We start from the raw sequence: 18,332 nt of genomic DNA, 5'->3' as shown, positions 1-18,332 counted from the left end.
CGCGGCCCGTCTCCGGATGCGTCACGCGGCAAGCCTCACCAACGCTGGCGAGCGTACTCGACCATGAGTGGTCCGCCCGGCTTGGGGTGGCAGTGTCCGGCTCGCGATAGCGTTGCCCAGGTGGGTGTCTACTTCGACGCGGCCACCGCGATGCCGCCGCATCCCGTTGCGCGGCAAGCATTTCTGGCCGCACTGGACGACGGCTGGGCCGACCCCGGCAAGCTCTACACGCCTGCCCGGCGGGCCCGCCGGCTGCTGGACGCGGCCCGGGCGACCGTCGCGGACGTCCTCGGCGTCCGCCCCGACGAGCTGCACTTCACCGCCGGCGGCACCGACGCCGTCCGGCGCGCCGTCAGCGGCGTCAGGAAGGCCCGCGACCTGTGCCGCGTCGTGCACAGCGCCGTCGAGCACTCCGCGGTCATCAAGGCCGCCGGCGCCGACGCCACCGCGGTGCCGGTGTCGCTGACCGGCCGGGTCGACCTGGACGCCCTCCAGAAGGCACTGGATTCGCCGGAAGTGGCCCTGGCCGCCGTCCAGAGCGCGAATCATGAGGTGGGGACGCTGCAACCGGTCGAGGCGGCCGCCTCGCTGTGCGCCGCGGCCGGGGTGCCGCTGCTGGTCGACGCCGCCCAGTCGATCGGTCACGCGCCGCTGCCCACGGGCTGGTCGCTGCTGGCCGGCAGCGCCCGCAAGTGGGGCGGGCCGGCCGGGGTGGGCGTCCTCGCCGTGCGCAAGGGCACCCGCTGGGAGCAGCCGTGGGAGCCGCCCGCGGACGTGCCGGCGGTGGTCGCCGCCGCCGCGTCGTTACGGGCCGTGCACGCCGAGGCGGCGGCCGAGGCCGTCCGGCTGAGCGCCCTCGTCGACGAGATCCGCACCACGGTCGCCGCCACCGTCCCCGACGTGGAGATCGTCGGCGACCCCGTCGAGCGGCTGCCGCACATCGTGACCTTCTCCTGCCTGTACGTCGACGGCGAGGTCCTCCTGCACGCCCTGGACCGGGCCGGGTTCGCGGTGTCGTCGGGCTCCGCCTGCACCGCCGACACCCTCCAGCCGTCGCACGTCCTGGCCGCCATGGGCGTCCTCACCCACGGCAACGTCCGCGTCTCGCTCCATAGTGGAGTCACCGCCGACGATGTCCGCCGCTTCCTGGCGGTGCTGCCCGGCCTGGTCGCCGACGTGCGGGCCGAGGTGGGCATGTGAGCGCGCCGCTGGTGGTCGAGGCCCTCGGCAAGCGCTGCCCGCTGCCGGTCATCATGCTGGCGAAGCTCGCCGCGACGCAGCCTCCGGGCACGCGCATCGAGGTCCTCGCCGACGACCCGGCGGCCGCGGTCGACATCCCCGCGTGGTGCCGCCTGCGCGGCCACACCTTCATCTCCACCGACGACACCCGCCACACCGTCGAGCTCCGCTGACCTGACCGCGCTCCCGACGGCCGGTATGCTACGGACAGTAGCGACGCCGAACATCAACTTGGATGCCTGGGGTACGGTCGAGGAACAGCGGAGGCCCGTCACCGGGTCATCCGAATCGGGTCCGCCGCGCTCGGGCGGGACGCGATCGGTTTCTACTGCGTTGGACGAAGGGTTACCGAGCTGGGCGTAGGTCGACCGCGCTGAAGCGCCTGCGCCGGGCGGCAGGGCGACCACGCTGGGCGGACTGCGTCGAGCGACCGCGTTAGGCGACTGCGTCGGGCGGTTGGGCGGCTGGGTTGGCCGACTGTGCTGGACGGCTGCGTCGGGTGACCGCGCTGGACGGCTGCGTCGGGCGTAGGCGCGATCGGGTGTCTCGATCGGGTTACTGCGCCGGGCGGAGGCGCTTGATCAGCAGATACGCCTCACAGCCCAGGCAGAGGCCGAACGCGGAGTTCAGGAAGGCCGCCACCAGCGCGAACGACGCGCCGACGACGCCGAGCACGGTGACGCCCGACAGGTAGCCGGCGACGGTGACCACGGTGAAGAGCAGACCGACCGCCTGGGCGAAGCGCACCGGGGCACCGTCCTCCCGTTCGACGGGCGGCACGAGGCGCGGGGCGACCAGGTAGCGGTAGAGCAGCCCGTACGGCGTGAGGCGGGGGTCGTACGCGCCGACGGCGAAGATCACCGCCTGGGCGAGGGCGAGCCAGCCGCTGCCGGTGAGCAGGACGATCACGAAGACAACCGTGGTGAGGGCGGCGGAGAAGCGCGGGCCGCGCGGGTCGAGGGTCATGTGGCCAGAACCTCCGTGAAGGTGGCGCGCAGGACGGTGCGGGCGGGCAGGCCGACGCCGATGGCGCGATGGGCGATGACGCGGCGGGAAATCGCGCTGCGGGCGATGACGCGGCGGGAAATCGCGCCGTGGGCGATGACGCGGCGGGAAATCGCGCCGTGGGCGATGACGCGGCGGGAAATCGCGCCGTGGGCGATGACGCGGCGGGAAATTGCGCTGCGGCAGAGGGCGCTGCGCGGGCCGCGGGAGGCACCCGATGGAGGCCATACGGCCAGGACCTCGGTGACGGCGGCGCGTGGGGAAGCCCAGCTGGCGGCGGCGTGGCGGGCGGTGGCGCCGCAGAGGTCGGGGGTCATGCGGCCACGATCTCCGTGGGTGGCGCGCAGGACGGCGCGGTCGGGGACGCGGGCGCCGGCAGTGTGGCGAGCGATGACACCGTGCGGTCTGCGAGAGTCCCGCGTCGGGGGCCATACGGCCAGGAGCTCCGAAGCGAAAGCGCGCGGGGAAGCCCAGTCGGCGACCGCGCAGCCGGCGACCACGCCGTTCGGGTCGGGGGCCATTCGGCCATGATTCCCGTGGGTGGCGTGCAGGGCGGCGGTGCCAGGCGGGGCGGAGGTCATGCGGCCAGGACCTCCGTGACGGTGGCGTGGAGGGTGGCGCGGTCGGGGACGCCGACGGTGCGGCGGGCGATGGTGCCGCGCGTGTCCACGACGAGCAGCGTCGGCAGGCGCCAGATGCCCAGCTCGCGGACGGCGTCGAGGTGTTCCTCGGCGTCCAGTTCGACGTGGCGGACGCCGGAGACGGTGGTGGCGAGGTCGGTGCAGACGGCGCGGACCTGGCGGCAGGGGGCGCACGTCGCGGAGGAGAACTGCAGCAGAGTGACCGTGTCGCGGGCCGGGGAGAGCAGGCCTGCGGGCAGGTCGCCCCCGGCCGCGCGGAGGCGGCCGTAGCGGGCCCGGTAGACGAGGCCCGCCACGGTCGCGAGGGCGAGCAGCGCCACGACCACGATCATCACAGCGGCAACTGTACGCCCGTACCTACTACACCGATAGGGATGGTTCAGAGCCCGGAAGGCAGGGTCAGGCGGGGAGGTAGGCGCGGATCTCGTCCGCGGCGGCGTCGCCGTACGACTCGGCGATGCGCTTGGTGAACTCGGCGGGCAGGATCTCGTACTCCTGCGGGCCGACGGTCTCGAGGACCAGGGCGGCGACCATCGAGCCGACCTGCGCGGCGCGCTCCAGGCCCAGGCCCCACGACAGGGCGGAGAAGAAGCCGGCCCGGAAACCGTCGCCGACGCCGGTCGGGTCGTTGGCGACGACACCCTTGGCGACCGGCACGTGGATCTCGGCGGGCAGGTCGCGGCCGCGGATGAGGGCGCCGTCCTTGCCGAGGGTGGTGATGAGGACGCCGACCTTGTCCAGCAGCGACTCGGTCGTGAGCCCGGTCTTCGACTCGAGGAGCTCCTTCTCGTAGTCGTTGGTCAGCAGGTACGCGGCGCCGTCGATCAGCTTGCGGATCTCGTCGGCGGACATGCGGGCGAGCTGCTGCGAGCAGTCGGCGGCGAAGGGCACGCCGAGCGTGCGGGCCTCCTCCGTGTGCCGGACCATCGCGACCGGGTCGTTGGCGCTGATGAGGACGAGGTCGATGCCGCCGACCCGGTCGTTGACCGGGGACAGCTCGATGTTGCGGGCCTCGGACATGGCGCCGGCGTAGAACGAGGCGATCTGGCACATGTCGTCGTCGGTGGTGCAGACGAACCGGGCGGTGTGCGCGATCTCGCTCACGTAGACGGAGTCGCAGTCGACGCCGTGGCGGGTGAGCCAGCTGCGGTAGTCGCCGAAGTCGGCGCCGACGGCACCGACGAGGATCGGCTCGAGGCCGAGCAGGGCCATGCCGTACGCGATGTTGGGCGCGATGCCGCCGCGGCGGACGGTCAGGTCGTCGACGAGGAACGACAGCGAGACCTTGTGCAGCTGGTCGGGCAGGAGCTGCTCGGCGAAGCGGCCCGGGAAGTGCATCAGGTGGTCGGTCGCGATCGAGCCGGTGACGACGATCTTCATGGAAACCTCGGTCTCAAGACGGCAGGGCCTGAACAGACTACTGTCCCGGTCCAGCCAGCGCGGACACCCCACAGAAAGCTCAGGAAGAGCACCAAAAGGCCGCCCTGCAGGAGCAGGAAGAGAGCAGAAAAGGCACCAAAAGGCCGCCCTCCAGGGGTCGGAGAGCGGCCTTGGGATGAGCCGGGAACTAGTGGAAGGAGTCGCCGCAGGCGCAGGAGCCCTGGGCGTTGGGGTTGTCGATGGTGAAGCCCTGCGCGTCGATCCGGTCGGCGAAGTCGATCGTCGCGCCGGTGAGGTAGGGCACACTCATGCGGTCGACGACGACCTCGAAGCCGTCGTAGGTGCTGACCTTGTCCCCGTCGAGCGAACGCTCGTCGAAGAACAGCTGGTAGCGCAGGCCGGAGCAGCCGCCGGGCTGGACGGCGACGCGGAGCCGCAGGTCGTCCCGCCCTTCCTGCTCCAGCAGGCCCTTCACCTTGACAGCGGCATCCGCGGTGAGGCCGATGCCGGCCGGGTTGTCCGTCTGAACAGGCTCGGCAAACTTCGGAGAAGCGGTCACGATCAAGGCTCCCTGCGGTGATGTCTACGGTTCCACCGGTTGCCAACGCGGAGGCGACCGACGGCATTCCCTCTCATAGTGACACGGTTTCGTGCTAGCGGCTCCACTGCGGAGCCAGCCGTCCGCCCAGTTCCCGCAGGCCGTCGGCCGGTCGGGCGAGCGCCTCGGCGGCGCTGCCGAAGTGCTGGACCAGGGAATGCGTCTCCGTGACGCCGATGCTGGCGGCCTCCCGGCGGCCCGCGTCGACCCGCCCGGCGACCACGACGCAGGGCACACCGAGGTCGCGTGCGGCGTTCGCCACACCCGCCACGACCTTCCCGCGCAGCGACTGCTCGTCGAAGGCGCCCTCACCGGTCACGACCAGGGAGACCTCCTCCAGTTCGGCGTCGAGGCGGGTCAGCTCCCGGACCAGGCCGATGCCGGAGGTGACGCGGCCGCCGAGGGCGAGCAGGGCGGCGCCGAGCCCGCCGGCGGCGCCCGCGCCGGGCTGGTCGGCGAGGCCGGCGGGGGCGGTCGGCAGGGCCTGCAGGACGCCGGCCCAGCGGGTCATTGCGGCGTCGAGCAGGAAGACGTCCTCCCTGGTCGCGCCCTTCTGCGGGCCGTAGACGGCGCTCGCGCCGTGCAGCCCGAGCAGGGGGCTGTCCACGTCCGTGGCGGCGACGATCCTGGCGTCGCGCAGCCGGGGTGTACCGCCGAGCGAGGCGCACTCCGTCAGCGCGGCGCCCCCGTACGGCAGCGCGTAGCCGGACGGGGACAGCGGCGCGGCACCCAGGGCGGCGAGCAGCCCGGCGCCGCCGTCGTTGGTGCCGCTGCCGCCGAGCCCGACGACGAGCGTGGTGGCGCCGGCCTCGACCGCGGCGAGCAGCAGCGTGCCGAGCCCGAAGGTGGTGGTGTGCTTCGGATCACGTTCGGCGTCGGCGAGCAGGTGCAGGCCGCAGACCTCGGCGCTCTCGATGTAGGCGGTCGTCCCGTCGAGCACGACGTGCCCTTCGGCCGGACGGCCGAGGGGGCCGGTGGCCGGCACGGTCAGGACGCGTGCGTGCGGCAGCGCCGCCGCCAGTACACCCGCGAAACCCGGACCTCCGTCCGACAGGGGCCGCAGGACGAGGTCGTCGCCGGGCCTGGCCGCGAGCCAGCCGGCGCTGAAGGCCTCGGCGGCGTCGACGGCCGTGATCGTGCCGGCGAACTTGTCGGGGCACACCAGGACACGCATCTGGACATTGTGCACGTCTGCTAGGTCACAGTTCCGCGGTACCGCACGCGTGGGACGATCGAAGGGTGACCTGGGCTGAACCGTCGTCAACCGCCACCGCGCTCCTGCTGCTGGGCCGCGGCACCGACCCTGACACCGAGAAGGGTGTCGAGTGCCCCGGCGACCTGCCCGCACCGAGCGACCCCGACCTCGTCGAGCGCGCCCGGCGCGCCAAGGCCGCCCTCGGCGACCGTGTCTTCGTGCTGGGCCACCACTACCAGCGCGACGAGGTCATCCAGTTCGCCGACGTGACCGGCGACTCGTTCAAGCTGGCACGGGAGGCCGCCGCCCGGCCAGACGCGGAGTACATCGTGTTCTGCGGCGTGCACTTCATGGCCGAGAGCGCCGACATCCTGACCTCCGACCGGCAGCAGGTCGTGCTGCCGGACCTGGCCGCCGGCTGCTCGATGGCCGACATGGCCGCGCTGGTGCAGGTGGAGAAGGCCTGGGACCACTTCACCGAGCTGGGCATCGCCGGTGACGTGGTGCCGGTGACCTACATGAACTCGACCGCCGACATCAAGGGGTTCGTCGGCCGCCGCGACGGCGTCGTGTGCACGTCGTCCAACGCGGAGACGGCCCTGAAGTGGTCGTTCGAGCAGGGTTCGAAGGTGTTCTTCCTGCCTGACCAGCACCTGGGCCGCAACACCGCCGTGCTGAAGCTGGGCATGAGCCTCGACGACTGCGTGCTGTACGACCCCCACAAGCCCGCCGGTGGGCTGACCGACCAGCAGCTGCGCGACGCGAAGATGATCCTGTGGCGCGGCCACTGCTCGGTGCACGGCCGGTTCACCCTCGACAGCGTGCGCGACGTGCGGGAGCGGGTGCCGGGCGTCAACGTGCTGGTCCACCCTGAGTGCAAGCACGAGGTCGTCACGGCCGCCGACCACGTCGGCTCGACCGAGTACATCATCCGGATGATCGAGGCGGCGCCGGCCGGCTCGGCGTGGGCGGTCGGCACCGAGCTCAACCTGGTCCGCCGGCTGGCGCTGGCGCACCCGGACAAGCAGATCATGTTCCTGGACCGCAACGTCTGCTACTGCTCGACGATGAACCGGATCGATCTGCCGCACCTCGTGTGGGCGCTGGAGGAGCTCGTCGCCGGTCGCGTGCCGAACGTGATCACCGTCGACGCGGACACCGCGCACCACGCCCGGGTGGCACTCGACCGGATGCTCGCTCTGCCGTAACGCCGAACACCCCGTCACCCTCTGTGGTGGTTGAAGGTTGATCGCTGTCGGAGTCACGTCTTCGTGCCATGACGGACGTGCGGTCGGCGCTCGCATGCCGTAGATGTGGTTATGCTGCTGCGCGGGTTCACGCTCCGTCAGCACATCAGCCTTCAATCCCTGCCTGCAGGAGGGTCTTTCCGTGACCAACTACGACGCCGGTGACGTCCTCACCGTGCACGGTGGCGCGCCGCTCAATGGCGAGCTGCGGGTGCGCGGCGCCAAGAACCTCGTGTCCAAGGCGATGGTCGCGGCGGTGCTGGGCGAGACTCCGAGCACGCTGTTCGACGTGCCGGCGATCCGCGACGTCGAGGTGGTCACCGGCCTGCTGGAGCTGCACGGGGTGACGGTGACCCGCGGCCCGCTCGACGGCGAGCTGCACTTCGACACCTCCGACGTCGAGTCGGCCAACGTCGACGAGATCAACGTCCACGCCGGCTCGAGCCGCATCCCGATCCTGTTCTGCGGGCCGCTGCTGCACCGCCTCGGCCACGCGTTCATCCCCGACCTCGGCGGCTGCAACATCGGCGGGCGCCCGATCGACTTCCACATCCAGGCGCTGCGCGAGTTCGGCGCGGTCGTGGAGAAGTCCGAGAAGGGCATGGACATCACCGCGCCCAACGGGCTGCACGGGGCGAAGCTGCAGCTGCCGTACCCGAGCGTCGGCGCGACCGAGCAGATCCTGCTCACGGCCGTGCGCGCCGAGGGCGTCACCGAGCTGCGCAACGCCGCGGTCGAGCCGGAGATCATCGACCTCATCTGCGTGCTGCAGAAGATGGGCGCGATCATCAAGGTGCACACCGACCGGGTGATCGAGATCCAGGGTGTACCGCGGCTCACCGGCTACACGCACCGCCCGATCCCCGACCGCATCGAGGCGGCCAGCTGGGGCGCGGCGGCCCTCGCCACCCGCGGTGACGTGTTCGTCCGCGGTGCCCGGCAGGCCGACATGATGACGTTCCTCAACCTGTTCACGTCCGTCGGCGGCGCGTTCGAGATCGACGACACCCCGGGCGTGGGCGGCATCCGCTTCTGGCACCCGGGCGGCGAGCTCAACGCCGTGGCGATGGAGACCGACGTCCACCCGGGCTTCATGACCGACTGGCAGCAGCCGATGGTCGTGGCGCTCACGCAGGCCCGCGGGCTGTCGATCGTGCACGAGACGGTGTACGAGCGGCGGCTCGGCTACACGGCGGCGCTCAACCAGATGGGCGCCACGATCCAGACGTACCGGGAGTGCCTCGGCGGCACGCCGTGCCGCTTCGGCCGGCGCAACTTCATGCACTCCGCCGTCATCGCCGGCCCGTCCAAGCTGCACGCCGCCGACCTGGTGATCCCCGACCTGCGGGCCGGGTTCAGCCACCTGATCGCGGCCCTGGCCGCCGAGGGCACGTCCCGCGTGTACGGCGTGAAGCTCATCCAGCGCGGCTACGAGGACTTCGAGGGCAAGCTCAACGGCCTGGGCGCCCACGTCGAGCTGGGCTGACGTTCTTTTCGCGGACAGTGTGCGACCGGCCCGTGGCGTTGGGCCGCTCGCGCACTGTCCGCTACCCTTCACGGCGTGCCGTCGTTGTTTTCCCGTAAGTCAGCAGAGCCCGCCGCAGCACCCACCCCTGAGCCCGACGAAGCCGATGTCACGGCCGGTCGGCGCCAGACGCTGAGCAAGCGCGAGCAGGGCAAGACCACGCCGAAGCGGGTCGTGGCCGGCCGGCGTGTCGCCGAGCCGCCCGCGGCGAACCGGCGCGAGGCCGCGAAGAAGATGCGGGAGCGGCAGCGGGCGGAGCGCCTCGAGGCCCGCGAGGGCATGGCCAACGGCGACGAGCGCTTCCTGCTCGCCCGCGACAGGGGCCCCGAGCGGCGGCTCGTGCGCGACATCGTCGACTCGCGCCGGACCATCGGCACGTTCTTCTTCGGCACCACGTTCCTGGTGATGCTGGTGGGGTTCAACAAGAACCTCAACCCGAGCATCTACTTCGCGGCGAACGCCCTCTTCGGCGTCATGGCCGTCGCGACCGCGATCGACAGCTTCCTGATCTCGCGGACGGTCAAGCGCCTCGTCAAGCAGCGCTTCCCCAACAGCACCGAGAAGCTCGGCCGGCTGTACTTCTACGCGATCATGCGGGCCATCTCGTTCCGTTTCATCCGCAACCCGAAACCGCAGGTGAAGATCGGCGCCACCGTCTAGCGGCCGCCTGGCCGACGGTTCCGGCTCTCCGGGCGACAACGATTCGGCGGCGGCGCTCCGTCCGACGGTGGCGGTGGGAGGCTCCCAAGCCGTACCCTCCCTTCGCGACCGGACCACGATTTTCACCGGGTAGGCGCGTGGCGGGCGCCGGTGCATGATCGGCGCCGGTGTGGGGCGAGGAGAGCGAAGCTGTGAGCGACGAGTACCCGGGGGAAGAGCCGGGAACCGCCGCGCCCACCTGGGCCGCAGCGCAGACGATGCCGTGGACCAGGGTGCCGGAGCAGCGACGTGACGAGCAGGCACCGTCGGGTCGCGGCGGTCCGGAGCACGGTCCGGGCCAGCAGGGCGGCGAGCAGTGGGGCGACGACCCGTCCGGCCGCCGCCAGCAGGGCCGGCCGTACGGCGACCCGCGCCTGACCGATCCGCGTGCCGGTGACCCCCGCGGGCCCGTCGACGAGCACGGCCGCCCGCAGCCACGCTGGGCGCAGGGCGGGCCGCCGCCGCAGGGGTACCAGCCGCCGCCGCAGGTGCCGCAGCAGGGCCGCCACCCGCAGCAGGGACGTCCGCCGCAGGGCGGCTACCAGGGGCAGCAGGGCTATCCGCAGGTGCCGCAGCAGGGCCGCCACCCGCAGCAGGGTCGGCCGCCGCAGGGCCGCGACGACCGGCGCGGGTATGAGCGCGGCCACGACGGCCAGTACGACGGCCAGTACGACGACCGCCGCGGATACGACGCGCCCTTCGACGACCGCCGCGGGCACGACGCCGGGTATGACGACCGGCGCGGCTACCCCGGTCATGACGACCGCCGCGGCGATCCCCGCCGTGACGACCGGCGCGGCGACCCCCGCCGTGACGACCGCCGGGACGACCGGCGGGGCTACGACGACGACCGGCGCGGCGACTTCCGGCGCGACGACCGCCGCGGGTACGAGCCCGGCTACGACGGCCGCGGCCACGAACCCGGCTACGACGACCGGCGCGGGTACGAGCCCGGCTACGACGACCGCCGGGACGACTTCCGGCGCGACGACCGCCGTGACGACCGGCGCGGGTATGGCGCCGGCCACGACGACGACCGCCGCGGGTACGACGACCGGCGGGGCTACGACGGGCCGCCGCCCGGGTACGGGCGCCCGCAGCAGGGGCACGGCCGGCCGCGCAACCCCGCCCTGGACGAGCCGACCGACGAGGTCCCCCGGGTGCGCCGCGGCGCCGCCCCACCGGCCGCACCGCAGTCGGCCCCGCCCGGCACGGGCCGGGCCACGGTCTACGGCGCTCCCCCGCCGGTGGACGCGCCGATGAGCGCGCCGCCGGCCGGGACGACGTACGGCGGTCAGGGCCGCTCCACCGTCTACGGCGCCCCCGCCCAGCCGGGCGGCGGACCGGGCCAGCAGGGTGCCCCGCAGCAGGGACGCACCTACGGCGCCCCGGTCCAGGGCCCGCCGGCGCACGGCGACCACGGCATGCCCGACGCGCCCGTGTCGGCCGCGCCGGTCTCGGCCGCGCCCGTGTCGGCGGCGCCGGTCTCGTCGGCGCCGGTGTCGGCCGTGCCGCACCACCATGCGCCGGGTCACGCCCGGCCCGAGGACCTCACCGACCGGCCCGTGTCGTCCGCGCCCGCGCGGCACGCCGGGCACGGCCGGCACGAGGACCCGGGCAACCGGCCGGTGTCCGCGGCGCCCGTCTCCGCGGCCCCGGTCTCCGCGGCACCCGTCTCGTCGGTGCCGGTCTCCTCGGTCCCGGTCTCGTCCGTGCCCGTCTCCGCCGCCCCGGCGCAGGCTGTACCGGCGCACGTCCCACCGGCGCAGGCCGCGCCCATGCCGCCCGCTCCCGTCCAGCCCGCTCCCGTCCAGCCCGCTCCCGTGCCGCCCGTTCCTGTCCCGACCGCGCCCGTCCAGCCCGCGCCCGCACCCGGGACCGCGGCGAACGCGGACACGGCGAACGTGTCCGGCGGGGGCGGCCCGGCAGGCGGGGGTGCGGAGCCGCCGGCCGGCGACGACGTGGTCGTGACGGTGGCGCCGCTGAGCGCGCCGCCGGTCGACGCACCGGAGGCGCCGTTCAACGCGTTCGGGCCCGCCGGAGGCGGCGACGCGGAAGGGCCGGCGCAGGCAGTACCGACGCCGCAAACGGAACACGAGGGGTCAGGCACGGTGCAGCAGACCGCGATGGACGCCTATCGCTCCGCGCCGCTGACCGGGGCGGGCGTCGACGGGTTGCAGGCGACGGGCTACCTGCCGATCGTGCGCCCCGGGGCGGAAGGGTTCCCGGCCGAGCTGGCGGCGCTGCTGCCGACCTCGCCGGCGGCACCCGGACGCAGCGAGCCGAAGCCCGAGGAGGCCGCGGGCCCCGACCCGGAGCAGGTCCTCGCCGGGTACGTGTGGCGCTTCGACCCCGACACGCTGCGTGAGCAGATCGAGGGCGACGAGGTGCAGGAGCTCACCGAGATCCGCGACTCGCTGACCGCGAAGCTGAACCGCGTCGAGGACAACCCGACGCGGGCGCGGCTGCTGAGCCTGCGCGCCGTGGTGTCCCGGATCCTGAACGACCTGCCGAAGGCGTTCGCGGACGGCAAGCTCGCCCTCGCGCACGCCGAGGCGACCGGTGAGCTGCGCCGGATCGCGATCGCGCAGGCGCGGCTGGCGCACGTGCTGCAGTGGCGGGAGGAGTTCGAGGAGGCCGACCGGCTCTTCACGCTCGCCAACTCCAGCGAGCTGCCGGACCGGCTGCGCGCCACCATGCACCAGCACGCCGGCAAGTGCGCCTACGACCAGGGCCGCTACATGGAGGCCTGCAACCACTTCGAACGGGCCCTCGACCTGCGCAAGGAGGAGGACCCGGAGCTCATCGCGCAGACCGAGCTGGCGCTCGACGCGGTGTTCCGGCGGGTCGCCGAGAAGGGGTGGGGCCCGTACCCGCGCAGCCGCGACGACATCCTGCAGATCCGCAAGGCGCCGGCGCCCGCGTTCGACGAGCAGACCCAGCGGTGGGGGTACATCGAACCCGACGGCAACTTCTGCATCGGCCCCGGCTACCTGGACGTGCAGCCATTCCGCGACGGTGTGGCGTGGGTGCAGCGGCAGGGGTCGGAGACGTGGGAGCTGATCGACGACGCCGGCAAGCTGCTCATCGAGCCCGCCGCCGGGTACCTGGGCGTCGGTAGCTTCTCCGACGGGGTCGCCTGGGTGTCCCGCGACGGCACGAACCGCTGGATCGCGATCGACAAGACCAACGCGGTGCTCATCTCGACCGGGTACGACGACGTGCGGCCGTTCCGGCGCGGGGTCGCGGCGGTCCGGCGCGGCGAGCACTGGGGCGCCGTCGACAGCGTCGGCCGGGTCGTCGTGTCGTTCCAGTACGACGGGTTCGCCACCGCGCTGCTCGACGGACGGTACATCGACGGCTTCAGTGACGAAGGTCTCGCCGTCGTGTCCCTGGACGGGCGCAAGGGTGTCGTGGACCGGTCGGGCCGGGTCCTGGTGCCGCCGATCCACCACACGCTGATGATCCACCCGGTCGCGTTCCTGTTCGCGGACGACTCGCAGCGTTGGGGCGCCCTCGACCGGCGCGGCCGGACGGTGATCGAGGCCACGTTCCCGAGCCGGACCGGGGTGACGGACGAGATCGACCGTCTGCTCGCCGACACGCGCCCCGTCATGTAAGCAGTTAGTCATGGAGTTTCGTCACCTCGGCCGGTCCGGGATGCTCGTCAGCGAGATCTCGTACGGCAACTGGATCACCCACGGCTCACAGGTCGAGGCGGAGCAGGCGACCGCCTGCGTGCACGCCGCCCTCGACCTCGGCATCACCACGTTCGACACCGCCGACGTCTACGCCGGCACCCGGGCGGAGGTCGTGCTCGGCGAGGCGCTGAAGGGTCAGCGCCGCGAGGGCCTGGAGATCTTCACCAAGGTCTACTGGCCGACCGGCCCGGGCCGCAACGACCGCGGCCTGTCCCGCAAGCACATCCTCGAGTCGATCAACGGCTCGCTCCGTCGGCTGCAGACCGACTATGTCGACCTGTACCAGGCTCACCGGTACGACTACGCCACCCCGCTCGAGGAGACCATGGAGGCGTTCGCCGACGTGGTGCGCAGCGGCAAGGCGCACTACATCGGCGTCTCGGAGTGGCGGGCCGACGAGATCAGGGCCGCTCACGAGCTCGCCCGCGAGCTCCGCATCCAGCTGGTCTCGAACCAGCCGCAGTACTCGGCGCTGTACCGGGTCATCGAGGCCGAGGTCGTCCCGACGTCGCAGGAGCTCGGCATCGGGCAGATCGTGTGGTCGCCCCTGGCGCAGGGCGTCCTGACCGGCAAGTACCTGCCGGGCCAGCCGCCGCCGGCCGGGTCGCGGGCCACCGACGAGAAGTCGGGTGCCAACTTCATCTCAGCGCTGCTGCGCGACGAGGTCCTCACCGCGGTGCAGCAGCTCAAGCCGCTCGCCGAGCAGGCCGGGCTGACGATGGCGCAGCTGGGTGTCGCGTGGGTGCTGCAGAACCCGAACGTGTCCTCGGCGATCGTCGGGGCGACCCGCCCCGAGCAGCTGCAGGACAACGTGAAGGCGGCGGGCGTGAAGCTCGACGCGGAGCTGCTCAAGCGGATCGACGAGGTGCTCGACCCGGTCGTGGAGCGCGACCCGGGCAAGACGCAGAGCCCCGCCAAGCGTCCCTGATCGGTGGTGACGGGGGCCGCTTCGGCGGCCCCCGTCTCACGACCAGAAGCGGAACAGGCTGAGACCGTCGGAGACCAGGTAGGACGGCAGGCCGAGCACATCGCCGAACGCGAACACGACGGTGAAGAACCAGTCGTTGATCACCGGTGACCACAGCAGCGCGATCAGCAGCAGCATCCCGTACGGCGCGACGTGGTTGAACCCCCGCTGCCACTGCGGGCTCAGCCACGGGAAGAGCAGGTTGCCGCCGTCCACGCCGGGCATCGGCACGAAGTTGAGGATGCTCGCGGTCAGCTGCAGGAACGCCAGGAACGCCAGCGCCGCCCAGAACGCCTCGGTGCCGCCGTTGTCCATGCCCAGCGCGAACGGCAGGACCAGCACGACGGCGAGGACCATGTTGGTGGCAGGGCCGACGAAGCTGATCAGGCTGTCCGTGAACCGGTTGCGGATCACCGAGTGGTTGACCCAGACGGCGCCGCCGGGCAGGCCGATCCCGCCGATCAGCAGGAACACCACCGGCAGCACGATGGACAGCAGCGGGTGGGCGTACTTCAGCGGATCGAGCGTCAGGTAGCCCCGGTGCGCCACGTCGTGGTCGCCGCCTTTGTACGCGACGAGGGCGTGCGCGTATTCGTGCAGGCAGAGCGAGACCGTCCAGCCCGACGCGACGAACAGGAACACGTCGAGCTGCTCGCTGCCGAAGCCCGTCCACGTCATCCAGCCGGAGACCGCGAACAGCGCGAGGATGCCCAGGAAGATCGGGCTCGGCCGGAACGCCTCGCGGGGCAGCCCCGCGACGCGTCCCGGCGAACGGCCGAAGGCCACCGCGTCAGCCTCCCGCCGCGGGCAGGAGGCTCATCTTGTATTCCGTGCGCTCGTCCTCGGTCAGGATCGCCGTCGTTGCGCCCTTGGCGACCAGCTCACGCCAGCTCTGGCCGAGCCAGGACTCCGCGTCGGACTGGCTGGAAAACGCCTCGTTCGGGCCGTCGACCGTCCGGCTCTCAGCGTCTTCGAAATGCCATGTCCACGCCATCAGTCACGCTCCCGTCCCAGGTAGGTAGTTTCGAGCGTATCGGGAAGACCGCGTTGTGCCGATGCCGCCCACCGGAAAGTGAACCCCTGGCCATAAAGTACGGGGCATGCGGTTGCTGGTGCTCGGTGGAATCCGGTCCGGGAAGTCGGAAGTGGCGGAGTCGCTCGTCGCGGACGCGGAGCGGGTGCGCTATGTCGCGACCGCCCCCGAGCTGCCGGGCGGACTGACAGACGAGGCGTGGGCGGCGCGGCTGGCCAGACATCGGGAGCGGCGGCCCGCGGGCTGGAGCACCGAGGAGATCGGCACCGAGCCGGAGCGCCTCGCCGACCTGCTGCACAGCGCGAAGCCCGAGGACGTGCTGCTCGTCGACGACCTCGGCGGGTGGCTCACCGCCGTGTTCGACACCGGCGGCGACTGGTCCGACGCGCACGCCGCCGACGCCCGCATCGCCGCGCTCGCCGACGCCGTCCGCGGCTGCCCGGCGGCGCTGCTGGTCATGGTCTCGCCCGAGGCCGGGCTCGCCGTGCTGCCCGCCACCGCGGCCGGGCGCACCTTCGCCGACGCCAACGGGCTGCTCAACCAGCGGGTCGCGGCGGCCAGCGACGGGGTCGCCCTGGTCATCGCCGGGGAGGTCACCTGGCTGCGCGGCGGCTCCGCGGTCGGTTTCGCGGGCGGCCGGGAGGCTGCCGCCGCTGTTGTGGAAACCACGCCGTTCGCTTTCACCGGCGCGGTCGCCGGAGCGGTGCTGTCGACGGCCGACGGTGGCGAGGCGCTGTCGTTCCAGCCGGGCATGGAGCTGCCGCTGCCCGACGAGTCGACGGCGGCCGAGGCCGGCGAGCGGCTGCGGACCCTGAAGCTCAACGGCGCCGGCCTGGGCGGGCTCGTGCCCGTCGTCCGCTTCGCCGGCGGCACCCAGGGCCGGCCCGACCCGCGCCCGTGGCAGCAGCCGCGGATCCTGGTCCTACGCGGCGACCGGACCGGCGGCTTCGCGGCCGGTGACTCGTCGGCGGCCGCCGACGAGCGCCTCCAGGACGTCGTGGACGGCACCGGCACCCTGGCGATGCTCGCCGCGACCGCCGGCGCCAGCGTGCAGGCGATCGACTGCCCCGAGGCCGGGCCCGCCGAGCTGCACGACTCCCTCGACGACAGCAGCGTCGACGCGGCGCTGACCCTCGGCTGGCGGCTCGCCGACGCCGCCGCCAACGAGGGCGTCGACCTGCTCGTCCTGGGTGCCTGCGGCTCCGGCTCCGACGCGGCCGCCGCGGCGATCGTGGCCGTCCTCACCGGCGGCGAGCCCGCCGCGCTGCTCGGCCGGGTCGTCGACGCGACCGGCTTCGTCGACGACGCCGCCTGGATCCGCAAGGTCGGCGCGGTCCGCGACGCCCGGCACCGCATCCGCGCCCGCAGCCGCGAGCCGCACACGATCCTGTCGATGCTCGGCGGCGGCGACATCGCGGTCGCGGTCGGCGTCCTGCTCGGCGCCGCGTCCCGCAAGCTGCCCGTCATGATCGACGGCCCCGTGGGCATCGCCGCCGGCCTGGTCGCCCGCGACTACGGCGCGCAGACCCGGCACTGGCTCCTCATGCCCGACCACGGCGAGAACCCGACGGTGAAGCTCGCCGCCGACGTGCTCGGCGTGACCCCGTTCCTGCAGCTCAAGCTCGGCCTCGGCGAGGGCGGCACGGCCCTGGCCACGCTGCCGCTGATCAACACGGCGCTCACCCTGGCCGCGGCGACCCCGCCCCGCGTGCCGGCCCCCGCCGAGCCGCCGTCGGACGGCCTGACCGAGCAGGAGCGGATCGAGGCGGAGATCCAGCGGGTCGTCGCGGACTCCCCCACCGCCGAGATGCCGTACGTGAAACCGTCGTGGGAGGACTGAAGCTCGCCCTGACCCTCTTCACGATTGCCCCGCTGGGCGTGTCCCGGGTCGACCGGCCGGCGGCGCGGACGGCGATGGCCGTGGCTCCCCTGGTCGGCGTCATGCTGGGAGGTGTACTGGCCGGCGCCGCCCTCGGTCTCCGCACCGCGGGCGCCTCACCCCTCCTGGCCGCCGCCGCGACGGTCGCCTTGGCCGCCGTCTGCACCCGTGCCCTGCACCTGGACGGCCTGGCTGACACGGCCGACGGCCTGGGCTCCTTCGCCCCGAGCAACAAAGCCCTCGAAATCATGAAAAAATCGGACATCGGCCCTTTCGGCGTGGTGTCCATCGTGGCGGTGCTGCTGCTCGACACGGCCGCCCTGACCAGCATCCTGTCCCACCCGTGGCCGGCGGCCCTGGCCATGGTCGTCACCGGCACCGCCGCGGGCCGCCTCGGCGCCACCATCGCCTGCCGCGCGGGCCTGCCCGCCGCGCGCCCCGAGGGCCTCGGCGCCCTGGTCGCCGCGACCCTCCCCCGCCCGCTGATCGCCGCGCTCACCCTGCTGCTCGCCGCCGCCGCGGCCGCCCTGGCCACCACGACGGGCTTCACCGACCCGGTCCGCGCCCCGCTCGCGGTCCTCCTCGCCGCCGCCACCGCCTGGTCCCTGACCCACCACACAAGACGCCGCCTGGGCGGCATCACCGGCGACGTGATCGGCGCCGCTGTGGAACTCGCCACACTGACCGCCTGGCTCGTCCTCGCCACCACCCCCTGACCCCCACCCCGGTCCCCCGCCACGAGACCGGCTGCCGGTGCCGCCACTCCGGCCTGACACGTCCAACGAGCGCCCGCCCCGGCACTCCTTTGTGGAACTCGCCACATGACACGCCGGACCACGGACACCGCCCACCGTCCACAGCGGCTCCATCTACCGGCACTGGACTGGACCGATCGACTTCCGGGGCGATCGCGACCCGAATCCGAGCCCAGACCGCCGGCCACCCGACAGACGTTGGTCAATGCCCGCATTTGCGGCTTTTGTTCGATAGACAGTGCGCGATCCACCCACAAGATGATCTTTGAAATGAGGGTGGATCGCGCAACGTCAATGCCGAAAACGGGCAATCCGGGGCATTGACCAACGTCTGCGCGGGGCGTGGAGGGCGCCGGGACGCGTGGGACAGGGCCGAGCCACCAGAGCGAGAGCCACCAGGCAAACAGTCATCAGGCGGGAGTTGCCAGGCGAGCGTCACCGAGAGCAATGACGCCAAGGCGAAGGACT

At 72.8% G+C, this 18,332-nt stretch carries 17 protein-coding genes; 9 read left to right on the top strand and 8 right to left on the bottom strand.

Annotated features, from left to right (window positions below; genetic code table 11):
- The first annotated feature begins 63 nt into the window (after window positions 1-63).
- Both ACQEVZ_RS35485 and ACQEVZ_RS35480 read left to right on the top strand, forming a co-directional pair.
- Window positions 64-1,200: a cysteine desulfurase family protein gene (locus tag ACQEVZ_RS35485; RefSeq protein WP_433374660.1), complete on the top strand. Its 1,137-nt coding sequence runs from the start codon at window positions 64-66 to the stop codon at window positions 1,198-1,200.
- Window positions 1,197-1,412: a sulfurtransferase TusA family protein gene (locus tag ACQEVZ_RS35480; protein WP_344506251.1), complete on the top strand. Its 216-nt coding sequence runs from the start codon at window positions 1,197-1,199 to the stop codon at window positions 1,410-1,412. The genes ACQEVZ_RS35485 and ACQEVZ_RS35480 overlap by 4 nt, the downstream gene beginning before the upstream one ends.
- A gap of 382 nt (window positions 1,413-1,794) precedes the next feature.
- On the opposite strand, the gene ACQEVZ_RS35475 is transcribed toward ACQEVZ_RS35480, so the two are convergent.
- The 6 genes from ACQEVZ_RS35475 to ACQEVZ_RS35450 all read right to left on the bottom strand — a co-directional run bounded on the left by ACQEVZ_RS35475 (window position 1,795) and on the right by ACQEVZ_RS35450 (window position 6,037).
- Complete coding sequence (locus ACQEVZ_RS35475) at window positions 1,795-2,205, bottom strand: DUF4395 domain-containing protein (RefSeq protein ID WP_433374656.1); 411 nt, start codon at window positions 2,203-2,205, stop codon at window positions 1,795-1,797.
- Window positions 2,202-2,561, bottom strand: coding sequence for a hypothetical protein (locus ACQEVZ_RS35470; RefSeq protein WP_433374654.1), 360 nt, complete (start codon window positions 2,559-2,561; stop codon window positions 2,202-2,204). Before ACQEVZ_RS35470 ends, ACQEVZ_RS35475 begins: the two co-directional genes overlap by 4 nt.
- Before the next feature lie 260 nt (window positions 2,562-2,821).
- Window positions 2,822-3,217, bottom strand: coding sequence for a TlpA family protein disulfide reductase (locus ACQEVZ_RS35465; protein ID WP_354904391.1), 396 nt, complete (start codon window positions 3,215-3,217; stop codon window positions 2,822-2,824).
- Window positions 3,218-3,284: 67 nt separating this feature from the next.
- Window positions 3,285-4,265 (bottom strand): carbohydrate kinase family protein, encoded by a 981-nt coding sequence (locus ACQEVZ_RS35460; RefSeq protein ID WP_344506248.1) that lies wholly within the window; start codon window positions 4,263-4,265, stop codon window positions 3,285-3,287.
- Between the two features lie 187 nt (window positions 4,266-4,452).
- Window positions 4,453-4,824, bottom strand: coding sequence for a HesB/IscA family protein (locus tag ACQEVZ_RS35455; RefSeq protein WP_425552326.1), 372 nt, complete (start codon window positions 4,822-4,824; stop codon window positions 4,453-4,455).
- Window positions 4,825-4,918: 94 nt separating this feature from the next.
- A complete protein-coding gene (locus ACQEVZ_RS35450) occupies window positions 4,919-6,037 on the bottom strand; it encodes a glycerate kinase family protein (RefSeq protein ID WP_433374650.1) in 1,119 nt (372 codons plus the stop codon).
- A 65-nt stretch (window positions 6,038-6,102) separates the two neighbouring features.
- Here ACQEVZ_RS35450 and nadA point away from each other — a divergent pair, with 65 nt between their 5' ends.
- From nadA to ACQEVZ_RS35425, 5 genes are all read left to right on the top strand, one after another.
- Window positions 6,103-7,266, top strand: a complete 1,164-nt coding sequence (nadA, locus tag ACQEVZ_RS35445; RefSeq protein WP_344506246.1) for a quinolinate synthase NadA — start codon at window positions 6,103-6,105, stop codon at window positions 7,264-7,266.
- Between the two features lie 181 nt (window positions 7,267-7,447).
- Window positions 7,448-8,791: a UDP-N-acetylglucosamine 1-carboxyvinyltransferase gene (murA, locus tag ACQEVZ_RS35440; RefSeq protein WP_344506245.1), complete on the top strand. Its 1,344-nt coding sequence runs from the start codon at window positions 7,448-7,450 to the stop codon at window positions 8,789-8,791.
- 75 nt (window positions 8,792-8,866) lie between these two features.
- A complete protein-coding gene (locus ACQEVZ_RS35435; protein WP_344506244.1) occupies window positions 8,867-9,490 on the top strand; it encodes a DUF3043 domain-containing protein in 624 nt (207 codons plus the stop codon).
- Window positions 9,491-9,681: 191 nt separating this feature from the next.
- Window positions 9,682-13,149 carry a WG repeat-containing protein gene (locus ACQEVZ_RS35430; protein ID WP_433374645.1) on the top strand — a complete coding sequence of 1,156 codons (3,468 nt, stop codon included), beginning with the start codon at window positions 9,682-9,684 and terminating at the stop codon, window positions 13,147-13,149.
- A 10-nt stretch (window positions 13,150-13,159) separates the two neighbouring features.
- Window positions 13,160-14,158 (top strand): aldo/keto reductase family protein, encoded by a 999-nt coding sequence (locus ACQEVZ_RS35425; protein WP_433374642.1) that lies wholly within the window; start codon window positions 13,160-13,162, stop codon window positions 14,156-14,158.
- A gap of 36 nt (window positions 14,159-14,194) precedes the next feature.
- Here ACQEVZ_RS35425 and ACQEVZ_RS35420 read toward each other — a convergent pair whose 3' ends face one another.
- Window positions 14,195-14,983, bottom strand: coding sequence for a site-2 protease family protein (locus ACQEVZ_RS35420; protein WP_433374639.1), 789 nt, complete (start codon window positions 14,981-14,983; stop codon window positions 14,195-14,197).
- Between the two features lie 4 nt (window positions 14,984-14,987).
- Window positions 14,988-15,191: a hypothetical protein gene (locus ACQEVZ_RS35415; protein WP_344506240.1), complete on the bottom strand. Its 204-nt coding sequence runs from the start codon at window positions 15,189-15,191 to the stop codon at window positions 14,988-14,990.
- A 106-nt stretch (window positions 15,192-15,297) separates the two neighbouring features.
- Here ACQEVZ_RS35415 and ACQEVZ_RS35410 point away from each other — a divergent pair, with 106 nt between their 5' ends.
- On the top strand, window positions 15,298-17,070 hold the full coding sequence (locus ACQEVZ_RS35410; RefSeq protein ID WP_433374635.1) for a bifunctional adenosylcobinamide kinase/adenosylcobinamide-phosphate guanylyltransferase: 1,773 nt from the start codon (window positions 15,298-15,300) through the stop codon (window positions 17,068-17,070).
- The gene (locus ACQEVZ_RS35405; RefSeq protein ID WP_354904340.1) at window positions 17,058-17,825 is read left to right on the top strand and encodes an adenosylcobinamide-GDP ribazoletransferase; all 768 of its coding nucleotides are present in this window, start codon (window positions 17,058-17,060) and stop codon (window positions 17,823-17,825) included. The genes ACQEVZ_RS35410 and ACQEVZ_RS35405 overlap by 13 nt, the downstream gene beginning before the upstream one ends.
- Window positions 17,826-18,332: the final 507 nt, after the last annotated feature.

Origin of the sequence: Dactylosporangium sp. CA-152071, assembly GCF_050936335.1 — a bacterium.
GTDB lineage: Bacteria > Actinomycetota > Actinomycetes > Mycobacteriales > Micromonosporaceae > Dactylosporangium > Dactylosporangium maewongense.
The sequence above is the reverse complement of the archived record's forward strand: the minus strand, read 5'-3'. Positions and strand labels throughout refer to the sequence as shown.

Coding starts and splice junctions, on each gene's coding strand:
- ACQEVZ_RS35485 (WP_433374660.1), top strand. CDS start 64: ATGAGTGGTCCGCCCGGCTTGGGGTGGCAGTGTCCGGCTCGCGATAGC.
- ACQEVZ_RS35475 (WP_433374656.1), bottom strand. CDS start 2,205: ATGACCCTCGACCCGCGCGGCCCGCGCTTCTCCGCCGCCCTCACCACG.
- ACQEVZ_RS35470 (WP_433374654.1), bottom strand. CDS start 2,561: ATGACCCCCGACCTCTGCGGCGCCACCGCCCGCCACGCCGCCGCCAGC.
- ACQEVZ_RS35465 (WP_354904391.1), bottom strand. CDS start 3,217: ATGATCGTGGTCGTGGCGCTGCTCGCCCTCGCGACCGTGGCGGGCCTC.
- ACQEVZ_RS35460 (WP_344506248.1), bottom strand. CDS start 4,265: ATGAAGATCGTCGTCACCGGCTCGATCGCGACCGACCACCTGATGCAC.
- ACQEVZ_RS35450 (WP_433374650.1), bottom strand. CDS start 6,037: ATGCGTGTCCTGGTGTGCCCCGACAAGTTCGCCGGCACGATCACGGCC.
- ACQEVZ_RS35425 (WP_433374642.1), top strand. CDS start 13,160: ATGGAGTTTCGTCACCTCGGCCGGTCCGGGATGCTCGTCAGCGAGATC.
- ACQEVZ_RS35415 (WP_344506240.1), bottom strand. CDS start 15,191: ATGGCGTGGACATGGCATTTCGAAGACGCTGAGAGCCGGACGGTCGAC.
- ACQEVZ_RS35410 (WP_433374635.1), top strand. CDS start 15,298: ATGCGGTTGCTGGTGCTCGGTGGAATCCGGTCCGGGAAGTCGGAAGTG.